This window comes from Janthinobacterium sp. NKUCC06_STL (assembly GCF_019345455.1).
Taxonomy (GTDB): Bacteria; Pseudomonadota; Gammaproteobacteria; order Burkholderiales; family Burkholderiaceae_D; genus Janthinobacterium; species Janthinobacterium rivuli.
The window spans coordinates 113146-126106 of the sequence record NZ_JAHKQY010000005.1 but is presented as its reverse complement, the minus strand read 5'-3'; the positions used below and the strand labels follow the sequence as shown (position 1 = coordinate 126106).

The following is a 12961-nucleotide window of genomic DNA, read 5'->3' as shown; positions in this document are numbered from 1 at the left end:
CAAGGACGGTGTTGCTGCACGCTCTGATGCATACTACTTGAAAACAATATCCATACATTGGGACAAAATGTCCCAGTTGAAAACCATGCAAGATGAGAATTTTGCTATCTGTTTGCCGCGCTTTGCAGGGAACAAAGGCCAGGTTTTTGGCAGATTGCGCATGCGTTGCAGGCGGCGGTGGCGGACGCATCCTTCACACCGGGTGACCGCCCGCCTTCGCAGCGCAAGGTCGAGGAGATGGGGCGGGCCAGGTTCTATGCGGTGCCTTCGCCCCCAACGAAAGCTGTACCTACTAACCTACCTACACAAAGGCATCGGTACAAAAAAGGCTTTGCGTACTCCTCAAATACCCCGGCTTCGGGCAGAGGCGCCATCTAGTCCGAAAAAACATGGCCAACTGCGATAGTCGCCGCCTTCAACGCGATCATTTCGGCCCCAGGAAGGCCCCTGTCGGCATTGCTCAGCACCGCCACATACAATTGTTTCTCGGGCAGACGCAAAGCGTAAGTAGAAAAGCCGGGAATGCCGCCGCCATGTGACTGCATTGGCATACCGCGCATCTCGCGCACGCTCCATCCGTAGCCATAGGGGACACTTTTGCCGTCGGCCAAGACATAGGCGGTAAACGCTTTCTGCTGAGTGGAAGGCTGAAGCAGTTTGCCTGCGCTGACGGCGGCATCCCAGCGCGCCAGGTCGTCCACTGTGGACACGAGTGCGCCGGCCGCATACGGCAACGTCATGCTGACCGCCTTGCCTGGTTCGAAGCCAGCGCCGGCACTGCTGCGCGTATAGCCCTGGGCGCGCATCGCGCTGCCACGTTCATGGCCATCGTAAGCGCTGTTGACCATACCGAGCGGCACGAAGATGCGCTGTTCGACGAACTTTGCATACGATACCCCGGATACCTTTTCGAGAATCGCCCCCAGCAAGAAGTAACCTGAATTGCTGTACGCGTAGCGGGTACCCGGTTCGAACTGGAGCGTATCGTTCTTGAAGCTGTCTATCATCTGACTCACGGTCAGATCCGTGTTCATTCCCGCCTCAAAGCCCGGCTTGTTCGTATAGTTGGCGATGCCCGACGTATGGGTCAGCAGATGTTCGATCGTAATGCGCTGGCCTCCGCTGGAGTAGTCGGGAAAGAACTTGTGGATGTCGTCGCCCAAGGCCAGCTTGCCTTCATCGACCAGCATCAAGATGCCGGTGGCAGTGAACTGTTTGGTGATTGAGGCGATGCGCATCACCGTGTCCGGGGTCATCGGCAAGCCCTTGGCCACATCGGCCATGCCATAGGCCTTGCGAAACACGGTCAGGCCATCCCGCGTGACAATGATCGTCGCGCCAGGCTCGTTGGCTTTGAACAGGGGCGCGATCTCGCTGTTGATGCGTGCGGCCAGCGCCTCTTCTTCGCCAAGTGCGCGAGCAGCGGTGGCGGTGGAGACGGTGGAGACGGAGTCAGCCTGGCTGGCAGGAGCTTGCAGCAGTAAAAGCAGTGTCAGCAGCAGCGGTGAGGCGAGGCGACGCGTGTGAAGTTTCAGCATGTGGACATCCCCGTTGAAAGGCTCGGCAGCGCGACCGTTCGCGCCAGCTCAACAAGGAAGATAAAGAGGATGGCGACAAAGAACTAGCAGCTTGCGACGAACTGCGCTTTCGGCGGACCAGCGGGAGAAAAGCGTCGTTTAGTGGTGAGCGAAATAAAAACCACTGGAGGGCAGTTTCTTTATTTTCTGGCGGATGTAGTGAAATTTGAACTCACGAATGGTTTAACCTGTCGCCAGTTTTCAAGTCTCCAAAATTTTCCATTTATATCAATGACTTACAATAAATCCTATTCCGCACTCAACTTTTTTGTAGTGCCCTGCCCCGCTAGCGCCACCCGACACAGGCGATGCGGAAACGATTTGCTCCGAGCAATGACACTTAAGTTACAGTGATGATGCAACAACGTATTCTCCCTATTAACGAGGTGCAATAGTTTTTAAAAACTACGCTAGAAGTTGCGCCGCAGGACTTCAGTGGACAAAACTTCAGACAGGGCTTACTTGACGAACAATGTTGAAGGCAGCTCTGCTCTAGGAATTTTCGTCAGTTCCCATCCTGGCTCTTTGTATACTTCTGTAATTTTAGCTTCCAGCCACTCAGGTATTGCAGGCTGTAGTAGCGGACGCAGTTCATCCCCGATAACGCTAAATAAAGATGCCCTCAAAGTTCGTGTCGGGCCTTCAGGGCTGTGGGAATCGGCTACAAGGGCTTGGACGTGATAGCCGAATTGTCCCAATGTGAAACAAATCGCTTCTCCAACAGGGACATGAATCGACGTTCCTTGTTCAATCGCCAGTAGTTGATACTGACGTAGCAACAGAAGATCGGAATAAGAAAAGGCGATCTCCCCTATTCCATTCGCGCTGAACGCTGGAAACACGTCGGCCGGTATGTAGTTTCTACCACTAATATGCACAGAAATACTGCACAAATCTTCAAATTTCTTTGCAACTTTCGGAGTTAAGTTTGCTAACACATTGATGGTCATCGGAGAAAAGGCCCCAGGCTGACGAATTTCACCGGCTAGAATTTTACCCAAGAGAGCTTGCATTTCAGGAGAGCTTTTCTGTCCGGCGATTTCAGAAAAGTGGTTAAGCCAATCGACATCAAGGTCAGTGTCAGCATGTTCTTCCGGCGGAGGCTCATTTATCAACTCATTAAAGGCGGCCTGAGCGACACGTGTACGATTGTCCAGCTTCAGCTTGTGCTCATTCAGGAACGATCGAGCAACTGCCTCGGCGACATTCGGGTCGCTGGCAACAAGATGATTTCGCCCGGCATCCGCTAAGACCCGTACGGTTTCACGTTGTTGTTCTGCATTAAAATCTTGTTTGACTATTTTTCTGTCAATCCAACCTACGGCAACATCAAAACCTCCGTCGATCAACCGACCGACGCCTACCCGAAAGCGACGTACAAGTTGCGGCGGAACTGGAATGCCATGAGCCGCAGCCCAAGCGCTAAATCCTAAGTCCCAATGCTGACCATCTTTAAAGTACGTCGCAACAGGCCCAACAGGGTTCCCTTCGCCAAGAGCATCGTCAGTATGTTCCACTTCATCTCCTAGAATATTTTGTTGCCATTAGATCATTGCATGAGTGTGAAAGCAACCTATATGCATCAGGATGCGACTCTATACCGTGAGCACGGAATTGAACCGTGGCGCGAATAGGCCGCAGATTGCCGCACAGTGTTGAGTTGCGCTGAAAATTGACCCACTTTCCCCACGAATTTGCAACGGAATCTGACCCACGTTAGTAGCACAATTCCACCTGTCTTATCGGCAGGAGATCGGAGTGATCAACGTGGCTCTACTCGGTATCATTCGACGCTGGCACCTTCGTGACCAGATCCCAATACGAGAAATCGCCAGGCGACTGGATATTTCACGCAATACCGTCCGACGCTATCTGCGCTCTGAAACCACTGAGCCCTCCTATGCGGAGCGGCGATCAGTTAGCGGATTAGCCAAATACTCGGTGCAGCTATCCGGGTGGCTCAAGGCCGAGATGACTAAGCCGCGTAAGCAGCGGCGCAATTTGAAGCAGATCCATGAGAACCTGAAAGAGCTGGGCTATGCAGGGTCATACGACCGCGTGGCAGCGTTTGCCAGGCAGTGGAAGGCGGGTCAAACAGAGTGGGTCAATTCTGCGAGCAAACGAACATTCGAGACGAAAACGGAAGCGGTCGAGGCCGAGATAGAGGAAGAAAAAGACCCGGACGAAGGCATCACGGGCGTGGTGGCGAAGTGGAAGGACGTGGCGGCGAAGAAGAAAAAGGCGGGGCAGGGACATGCCGGCGCCGCTGGCACGCTCAAGAAGCTGGACCATGTTTATAAGAGCAAGCAGGCCGCGAAACGGGCGGCTCTGCATGCGTGGAAGCATATTGAGGAAGTGCGGGATATCATCCGCGAAAACAGCGAGGAACCGTGGATGCCTACGCAAACAGCCGCTGGCGCAGAAGCAGCATGAACGCGCGCCGTTTCCATTAGATACGCGGCTGCTTTCGCCCTGAAACGGAACTATCACCATATTAATGCGAGATAAAGGACGACCATTTTTTACTATCGGAGTTGAAACTCAAATTTGAGTATCTCCCCTAAGTGAACTTAGGAAGTGACGCGGCCCGATTGCACTCTCATCATATTTTCTGAAAAGGAGGTGAACTCGAAGTAAAAACGCGAAAGATTCGAGTTTATCTATCACATTGATTGATTCTGAAAGGTCAACTTGAAATACTTTGTCATAATTTGTTGCGTCGTGCCTCAGACTCAGTTCAAGCTTTGGCCCTTCGTATGTGAACTTCGTTCCAACGTAGCCCCCTCCATTAATTTGCATGCCCAGAGAGGCGCTATGACTAAAAGCAGGAATTACCGCTTCAGCGACGCTCACAAATGCGGCAACAAGATCGAAATAGACTTCAACATCTTCTATCTTAGGAATTTCATAGTGGTGCTCGAGACGATTTCTAAAAGTGTTTAATTTTTCAATTGAACGAGATCGAAATATTCCTGCACGTTTAAGAAACCCCAGCTTCCTATCTACACCAAGTCTTTTCTCGCGATAGAGCTTGTCCAAATTTAAGGCTACTAAAAGATAGTCCAGTTGGCAGTCAACTGCACGTTTCAGATTGGCCGTAGCATTTACCAAGCTGTGCGTCGAACTACCTGCCTTCAGGTCTCTCTCTGCAAACTCAACGAAGTCTCGGGGCAGCAACTCAAAATCGGGATGGTTTGCGTGTCCTCCAACACCCCCGTCGCCTAAAAGTTCGTCAATATACATTTCGAAAAACGATATTATTTCTTGTTCCATTTCAGTCACTTGTATCTTTTATTGAGTCAGGAGCGACAAAAGGCAGCTTCCGCGTTTGAGCGTTTGAGCGTTTGAGGGTCAAGTCTGCCATCCCTTCACAATCCCGTTATGCGGATCTCCATGCTGCAGTCTCTGCGTATACCCAGCGTCAATACGCATACGCAGCATAGTTAGTCGAACCGCATTGACAATTAATGCACCATAGCTTGCTGTGAGCCAAGACCCCAAGGCTGAGATCGTGCCCGAATGGCAGACCTGCCCCCGCCCCCTAGGCCAAATCACACATTAAAACGTATCACTTATGTTAATAAGATCAATTACGAGGGCCTCAAGGATTGGCGTGAGCCAACGTATTTCCAACTCTTCAGCTCCGCCATGAAGGAAGGAGAACCCATGATCAGCTTTCTCAGCGTGGGCCATCTTATTTCGTACAAAATACATGTACTTAATGCATAAAATTGAAAGTACGTCGCTATCACGAGTCACTTTTGCCTGGATACCATTCACGATATACAACAGTGTAGCTGCATATAAGCTATCATTCTTCAGGAACTTTTCACGAACGGGAAGTGATGCCAAATAAATCTCAAGAATACGAGTATCTTTGTTTCTCTCAATCGAATCCTTAAGAGCTTCAGTTCTTCTTTGCGTTGGATGATTATTTAGAATCATCTGATTAAATCGAATCATTGGCCGAATATTTGCAACAGAAAGAGGCGACACTTTCGCGATTGATAGCGGAAATATACCTGGGTATTTCTCAATATGCTTTCTAAGTTCAACATGACATTCTTGATCGGTACTTTTCTTAGCGAACGCCTTGTATAACGCATTAAAGGCACGCCAAAGTTTTTCGAAACGATCGAAAGGACTTGATGAGTCCAATGATTTTATCAAGTGCGTGGCGGCATTTAATACAGCACGCCCAACAATAGATTCATTTAGTAGTATTGCTGCCTTAGCTGGAACGATGTTTCCTAAAATCGCAAGATCCGTAGAGCGTGTTAAGACTTGCCGTAGATCTGACTTCAATATAGTATTTGATCCGACAACATCGCTACCCATCATCTGCGTGATCTTAATTTCTCGAAGTTGATTGGGATGTTTTTCAACGATATAGTAAAGACATATGGCCTTTACTATCTGCTTCAAAAACGTGCTGTTGTGCGCCCTTAAAGGATTTTCAGCATTGGTCGATCTTTTCGAAATAATTTCTATTTTTTTATTAAATATTTTAAGTGAGTCTGTTGCTGGCGAAGAAGATCGATAAGTAGATTGTCCACTATAGAGCATTGTCGCAACACCCGCTCGAGAGAACTTGAGGTCGATCTTTTGATTAGGAAGCTTTTTATCTATCTTTTTCTTATGAGTTTTTCGTTGCTTTATTTTTAACATTTTATTTGACCGAAAGAGTGGTGCTATCACACCAGTATGCATTGAATGTAGGGGAAACCGGTTATATTTTTCGTTTGATACAATTGGCGTCTAAAGCGAACCTATCAATACACGTTGAGTATAGACTATTTTTCGATTAAAAATAGAAACGGCCGGTTCTCTCTCTTCATCAATCGCTTGCCATCACTGATTCCGCCACTGAAAATTATGCAGACCAAACAAGCTGCAATTACAATAAGCTTAAGAAGGTGAATCATTTGCAGACTATTTTTCCTTTTTTCGTCCGCTGCCGGCCACATTAAAAGTCTGCGGCCCAATGATATTCCCCACGAAATTTTGCCCAATCTTGCTATGGGTTTCGACGTGTGGGGCATTCCCTGCTTGGGATGTCGGGGGCGTTGGCGAGCACATCCCGCTAATCATCCCAAGTACGCCTGCTTTCCCGCGAACATCTATACTTCGATAGCCAGTCAACAGTTCATGCTCGTCCACAGGCAACGCAGACAGCGCATGTTCTCCTGTCAGCAAATACAACACATCTACACCAGCCGCAGCGTTCGAGGGTCCACCATTCGGACACGAACTGATGCGTTGGCCGTCGTTACAGGCTGGCTCAGTTGAAAAGCTAATTAGAATCACGAACGCGCGCCTGCGGCGCGCGGGGCTGCCGCGCAGCGGCAGCAGTTGGAGGATTCGGGGCGGGCTGGGCCGGTAGGCCCAGCCCTTCGAATCTCACACGCAGGGCGCGAAGGCGCCCTGCTCGCTTCCGCCAGGCAATAAAAAACCGCCCGTAGGCGGTTTCTTTATTTCCTGGCGGAAGCGGTGAGATTCGAACTCACGAACAGTGTAACCCGTCGCTAGTTTTCAAGACTAGTGCCTTCAACCACTCGGCCACGCTTCCAGATGGCAGTATTATACATAAAGGTCAGTGGCTTACCAATGGCTAGCACTCCCGTGGCCTTATTTCCCCCAGCGAAGCGGACAGGAGAACACCCACGGCTCTTCGCCTGCGGAGTCAACGCCTGCGCTGGCACACCAAAGCTAAGCCTTACAGACCCCAGTTTTCCCGCAGCGCCTTCTCGAACTCCACCGCTGGCAAGGGGCGCGAGAACAGATAGCCTTGCACTTCGTCGCAGCCCGAACTCTTCAGGAAGGCCAGCTGCTCGGTCGTTTCCACGCCTTCCGCGATCACTTTATGGTGCAGCTGCTGGGCGATGCTGATGATGGTGCTGGCGATGGCGCAGTCGCTGGCGTCTGTCGGGATGCCGGTGGTGAAGGACCTGTCGATTTTTAACGTGTCGATGGGGAAGCGTTTCAAATAGGACAGGCTGGAATAACCGGTGCCGAAGTCGTCCAGCGACAGGGCCACGCCCAAGGCCGTGATGCGGTCCATGATGCCGATGACTCTCTCGATGTTGTGCATCAGGGTGCTTTCCGTGATTTCCAGTTCCAGCCAGGCCGCTTCCAGGCCGTAGCGGGACAGGGTCGCCGCCACCCTGGCGGGCAAGGCTGCCGTGAATTCGCGGGCGGAGACGTTGACGGCCAGGCGGATCGGCGGCAGGCCGGCCAGTTTCCACGCTTGCGCCTGGGCGCAGGCCGCTTCCAGCACCCATTCGCCCACTTGCACCACCAGGCCCGTCGATTCGGCCAGGGGGATGAATTCGGCTGGCGGGATCATGCCGTGCTGCGGGTGGTGCCAGCGCACCAGCGCTTCGGCGCCGATGATGCGCCCGCTACCCAGCGCGTATTTCGGCTGGTAGTGCAGCAGCAGTTGCTGCTCGGACAAAGCCTGGCGCAAGCCTGTTTCCAGGCGCATGCGCGCCTGCATGCCCAGATTCATGTCCTGGCTGTAGAAGGCCACGCTTTCCGCCTCGCCGCCGCTGTCCTGCTTGGCACGGTACATGGCGATGTCGGCCAAGCGCAGCAGGGTTTCCGCGTCCTGCCCGTCTTGCGGGTAGACGCTGATGCCGATGCTGGCGCCCACGCGCAAGTCGTGGCCTTCGATCAGGAACGGCTCCACCAGCGAAGACAGCAGCTTTTGCGCCACCATGCTGGCCTCGAAGTGCTGGCCGATGTCGAACAGGCCGACGGCAAACTCGTCGCCGCCCAGGCGCGCCACCAGGTCCTGGTCGCGCAAGGCATGGCGGAAACGCAGCGACACTTGCCGCAGCAGTTCGTCGCCGATGCGCCGGCCCAAGGTGTCGTTGATCAGTTTAAAACGGTTCAGGTCGATGAACAGCACGCAGCCGAGCATCTTGCTGCGCTGCGCCACGGAGAGGGCCTGGTCGACCAGCTTGGCCAGCAGGGTGCGGTTGGGCAGGCTGGTCAGCGGGTCGTAATAGGCCAGGTGGTGCAAGCGCTCTTCGGCCAGCTTGCGCTCGGTGATGTCCGTCAGGTAGGCGATGAGTCCGATGGGCTTGTCGTCCAGGTCTTGCAGCGGCGACAGGGACAGGCTGGCCCAGAAGATCTCGCCCGACTTCTTTCGGCGGCGCACCTCCATCAGGCGCCCTCCCTGCTCCAGGAAGGCGTCGTGGAAACCCGTGTCTTCGTCGTCGTACAGGAACAGGATGTTGCGCCCTACGGCTTCCACCGAGGTGTAGCCGAACAGACGCTCGGCGCCCTTGTTCCAGCTGGTGATGTAACCGGTCAAATCCATCGTCAGCACGGATTCGTGCAACTGGTCGAGGATTTGCGTCTGCTGCGCCAGCAAGGCTTCCACTTGCGCGTAGGCGTGCGTGGAACGTTGCGCCAGCGAATGCACTTGCAAGACGCCAGCCGTCAGCGACGCCAGGCTGGCCAGGTGGCGACGGTCGGCGTCGCTGTACACACTGCGTCCCGCCACGCTGTAATGGCCGAAGCAATGGCCATCGAAACTGATTTCCTGCAGCAAGGCAGGCGTATCGCGGAGGAAAGGCGCGGGCGGAGCGCCGCCATCGGTGCTGGCCGCGGGCAGGAACTGGCCATGCGGGCTGGCCATCACGGCGCTGGCGATACGGCCCAGCTCAGTGACCAGCGCGGGGCCGCGCAAACGCACGACGGCGTCGCACAGGGCGGCGCTGTCACCAAGGAAATCCGACACCGGAAACAGGGTCATGCTAGAGGTTCCGGCTGACCTGGATGGCCCATTGGTAGGCCTGCAGCAGGCTGCGCCAATAGGTTTCTCCATCGATGCCGGCGCGGCGCAAGCCTTCAGGCGGTGGCGTGGCGCTTTCGACCAGCGCCAGCAAGGTGCCCAGCTCGCCATTGCGTTCGAGCAAGGCGATGCTCACTTCCGGTGCCAGGTTCAGGGTGGCGATGATCTCTTCCATCGGCATGCCCAGCAAGACGTCGAGCAGCGAGAACACGCCCGCCATGAAGGCCAGGTCTTGCGCGTCGCGGTCGCCGCCGCGCAGCTGGCACAGCGCTTCCATCTGCGCCGCGCGCACGGCCGCCAGCGGCAGCAGCGCGTGGATCTTGCCGTCGTCCTGTTGCCGCGCATACAGCAGCAGTTGCAGCCAGCGCTGCAGCTGGCGCCGGCCCAGCAAGGTGATGGCCTGGCTGAAACTGGTAATCGGCGCCGTGAAACCAAAGGCGGCTGAATTGACCAGCTTCAATAAATGATAGCTGAGCGATGGGTCTTGCTTGAGCGGCACTTCCAGCTCGTGCGCATCGGCATCGCGGGCCAGCAAGCCCAGCAGCGACATCAGCCGCCGCCGCGACGTGGCGTCTTCCGGCTCGCTTTGCTGGCGCGCATGGTGCAGGGCGTAATCGCCGGCAAACCAGCTGACGCCAAGTTCTTGCAAGGCAGCAAACTGCCCCGCGTCGGCGATGTTGTAGGCCAGGTGCGGCCCCGCCAGGGGCAGCAACTGGTGCAGGGCCGGGTGCGCGCCGGCCGCGTCAAAGCTCAGCGCGCGCGCGTCGACTTGCGCCGCCACCACGGGACCGGCTTCGGCCCCATCGAGAAGGATGCGGTAGCCGGCGTCGCGCCATTGCTGGCATTTTTTCTGGAGTTGCTTGTCGCCGGCAAGGTGCGCCGGCAAACGGAAGATGGTGCGTTGCGGCGCCAGTTGCGCCAGCACGGCCTCGTCCACGCCATGCGGGTCGGCCAGGGGAATGATGCAGTCGAGCGGCGCCAGGAAGGCATACGCATCGGCGGCGGCCAGCGCCGCCAGCAGCGGCGCCGTCCAGGCCTGCGGACCATGCAGGGTGACAGCGACCCACTCGTTATGAGCATTGGCCACTGCTTGTAATCCCACCAACGGAAACAGGTTTGATTCAGACGCTGACATCGGTATCTCAGTGTGGGTAGGGCGCCATAGTAAATAAACTGACCAGCATTGGCAACCCTGGCCCGACAGGGATGCCCTCGACAGCGAGAATCATTCTATCCGAATCTCACCCATGAAACAGTTTAATTTTGGCAATAAATGTTCAAAAAGAACATTCCCCCGCGAGACCCGCCTGCCATGCGGGTGTGGCAAAAATCCGGCACGGCGCGCGCATGCTCAGGCGCTGCCGCCATGCGCGTGTTCGACCGCGTATTTGATCAATTCGGCCTGCCCTTCGATGCCGAGCTTGCGCTTGATGTTCAGCCGGTGCGTCTCCACCGTGCGCACGCTCAGATCGAGCGCGCGGGCGATCTGCTTGTTCGACTGGCCCGCCGCGATGTGCTGCAGCACCTGCTGCTCGCGCGTGGTGAGGAAGGAATCATGGACTTGCGGACGCGACAGCTGCCGCGCCAGCGCCGCGCTGTAATAGATACCGCCCGACATCACCGTCTCGATGGCGAAGACGATATCTTTCCCAGGAGCATCTTTGAGCACATAGCCGCGCGCCCCGGCGGCGATGGCTTGCGACACATATTCGAGCTTGTCGTGCATGGACAGGATCAGCACGGCAATCTGCGGAAACGCCTGCTTGAACAGCGCCGTCGCTTCGATGCCGTTGATGCCGCGCATATTGATATCCATCAACACGAGGTCGACCTGGTGGAGACGCGCCTGTGCCAGCGCCTCGTCGGCCCCGCCCGCTTCGGCCACCACGTCGAAATGCGCCACCGCTTCCAGGCGCGCGCGCAAGCCGTCGCGCACGAGGGGGTGGTCGTCCACCAGCAGGATGTTGATCTTCTCGGTCATGGTTCTCTATTTTAATGTGGAGGAAAGCTCAAGCCGCGCCAGCACTACGGTGCCGGCCGGAGACGAGGTGATGTGCAGGCTGCCGCCGATGGCTTCCATGCGTTCCGTCATGTTGCGCAGGCCGATACCGCGCTGCGGATGCAGGGCGATGCCATCGAAATCGAAGCCGCCGCCATTGTCCTGGATGCGCAATTCCACGGCCTTGCCCGCTTCGAGCAAGCTCACTTCCACGCCGCGCGCGTGGGCGTGGCGCTCGCAATTGGTCAGCGCTTCCTGGGCGATGCGGAACAGCACGGTATTGACCATATCGGGCAAGCCCTCGCCCGCCGCCGCGGGACTGGCCGTGAAACTGGCTTGCGCGCTGCTGCTGTCGTTAAATTCATGCACCAGGTGGTCGAGCGCGGCGGCCAGGCCCAGGTCGTCGAGAATGGCCGGACGCAGATTGTGCGAAATGCGCCGCACCTCGCCCAGCACCTTGTTCAGTTGCTCGGCGGCCCGCTCGAAGGTGGCGGGCGCCTTGTCTTTCTGCTCAGCATTGCCACCCAGGCGCGCGATGCCCGCCTCGATCTGCAGCTTGATCGACACCAGCCACTGGCTGATGCCGTCATGCAAGTCGCGCGACAGCCGCGCCCGCTCCTCCTCCTGCGACTCGACCACCCTCTGCGCCAGCACTTTCAGCTTGGCGTCGGCCACGCGCAATTCGCGCAGGTTCAACACGAGGCCGCAGGCGGCCACCAGCAGGGAGCCGAGGATGGCGATGGCGGCGATCAGCTCCATGGTCGAGCAGATATTGCGCGACTGCTGGGCGTCGACCTTGGCCAGCGCCTGATCCACGTCATCCATGTAGATGCCGGTGCCCATCATCCAGCCCCACTCCGGCATCAGGATCACATAACCGAGCTTGGGCGCGGACTTGTTGCTCGACGGCTTGATCCAGTTGTAGCGCTCGAAACCGCCGCCGCTCCTGGCCCGCTGCATCAGGCGCTGGATGGTCAGATTGCCTTCGGCGTCGCGCAATTGCCACAGATTCTGTCCCACCAGCTCGGGCTGGCGCGGATGCATCAGCGACTTGCCCTGCAAATCATAGATGAAGAAATAGCCATCGTCGCCATAGCTGAGGGCGGACAGGATGCGCTTGGCCTCCTCTTGCGTGGCGTCATCCTTGCGCCCCGACTGGTACAGGGAGGCGATGGAATGGCTGGCCAGGGTCACGTAATGCTTGAGCTCGGCTTCCTTGCTGGCCAAGTACGCTTGCTGGATGGTGGCGCGCTGCTGCTCGGCCAGGGTAATCGCCTGATGCCGCACGGCAAACGCGATGGCGCACAGCGCGAGGATGAGCGGCGTGATGGCCAGGAAGATGACTTTCTGTCTGAGTTTCATGGCCTTGCGCGCTCCGGCGGCGTCGATGCTGGTGGGAATGCGTGATTTTACGTCGCGGCGCGGCAATCGGTCTGCGTAGTAATACTGAGCGTTACTGCGTAGTCGTGCGCTTGCATCGATTATACGATTCCTGAATACTCGCCATAAGCTGCAGATACACCCAATTCACACCCAAACTGGCGACGACCAGGCTCGGCAGCACACATCATCGCACGGCACAGC

At 56.0% G+C, this 12961-nt stretch carries 9 protein-coding genes and 1 tRNA gene; 1 reads left to right on the top strand and 9 read right to left on the bottom strand.

Annotated features, from left to right (window positions below; genetic code table 11):
• Window positions 1–374: 374 nt before the first annotated feature.
• Together KO539_RS17765 and KO539_RS30730 are read right to left on the bottom strand one after the other, a co-directional pair.
• The gene (locus tag KO539_RS17765) at window positions 375–1538 is read right to left on the bottom strand and encodes a serine hydrolase (protein WP_219310772.1); all 1164 of its coding nucleotides are present in this window, start codon (window positions 1536–1538) and stop codon (window positions 375–377) included.
• Between the two features lie 497 nt (window positions 1539–2035).
• Window positions 2036–3094, bottom strand: a complete 1059-nt coding sequence (locus tag KO539_RS30730) for a DUF2806 domain-containing protein (protein ID WP_219310771.1) — start codon at window positions 3092–3094, stop codon at window positions 2036–2038.
• A gap of 241 nt (window positions 3095–3335) precedes the next feature.
• Between KO539_RS30730 and KO539_RS30725 the strand changes: the two genes are divergently transcribed.
• Window positions 3336–4010, top strand: coding sequence for a helix-turn-helix domain-containing protein (locus tag KO539_RS30725; protein WP_374106437.1), 675 nt, complete (start codon window positions 3336–3338; stop codon window positions 4008–4010).
• A gap of 108 nt (window positions 4011–4118) precedes the next feature.
• Here KO539_RS30725 and KO539_RS17750 read toward each other — a convergent pair whose 3' ends face one another.
• The 7 genes from KO539_RS17750 to KO539_RS17720 form a co-directional block, all read right to left on the bottom strand.
• Complete coding sequence (locus KO539_RS17750; RefSeq protein ID WP_219310770.1) at window positions 4119–4859, bottom strand: hypothetical protein; 741 nt, start codon at window positions 4857–4859, stop codon at window positions 4119–4121.
• Between the two features lie 276 nt (window positions 4860–5135).
• Window positions 5136–6275, bottom strand: a complete 1140-nt coding sequence (locus KO539_RS17745) for a hypothetical protein (protein ID WP_219310769.1) — start codon at window positions 6273–6275, stop codon at window positions 5136–5138.
• 781 nt (window positions 6276–7056) lie between these two features.
• A tRNA-Ser gene (locus KO539_RS17740) sits at window positions 7057–7146 on the bottom strand.
• Window positions 7147–7293: 147 nt separating this feature from the next.
• Complete coding sequence (locus KO539_RS17735) at window positions 7294–9339, bottom strand: bifunctional diguanylate cyclase/phosphodiesterase (protein WP_219310768.1); 2046 nt, start codon at window positions 9337–9339, stop codon at window positions 7294–7296.
• Between the two features lies 1 nt (window position 9340).
• A complete protein-coding gene (locus KO539_RS17730) occupies window positions 9341–10465 on the bottom strand; it encodes an EAL and HDOD domain-containing protein (RefSeq protein WP_374106436.1) in 1125 nt (374 codons plus the stop codon).
• Between the two features lie 264 nt (window positions 10466–10729).
• Window positions 10730–11359 (bottom strand): response regulator transcription factor, encoded by a 630-nt coding sequence (locus KO539_RS17725; RefSeq protein ID WP_035826133.1) that lies wholly within the window; start codon window positions 11357–11359, stop codon window positions 10730–10732.
• 6 nt (window positions 11360–11365) lie between these two features.
• The gene (locus KO539_RS17720; RefSeq protein WP_219310766.1) at window positions 11366–12739 is read right to left on the bottom strand and encodes a cache domain-containing protein; all 1374 of its coding nucleotides are present in this window, start codon (window positions 12737–12739) and stop codon (window positions 11366–11368) included.
• Window positions 12740–12961 lie beyond the last annotated feature (222 nt).

Excerpts from the sequence above, each read along its gene's own strand:
- KO539_RS17765 (WP_219310772.1), bottom strand. The coding sequence starts at position 1,538 with ATGCTGAAACTTCACACGCGTCGCCTCGCCTCACCGCTGCTGCTGACA.
- KO539_RS17735 (WP_219310768.1), bottom strand. The coding sequence starts at position 9,339 with ATGACCCTGTTTCCGGTGTCGGATTTCCTTGGTGACAGCGCCGCCCTG.
- KO539_RS17725 (WP_035826133.1), bottom strand. The coding sequence starts at position 11,359 with ATGACCGAGAAGATCAACATCCTGCTGGTGGACGACCACCCCCTCGTG.
- KO539_RS17720 (WP_219310766.1), bottom strand. The coding sequence starts at position 12,739 with ATGAAACTCAGACAGAAAGTCATCTTCCTGGCCATCACGCCGCTCATC.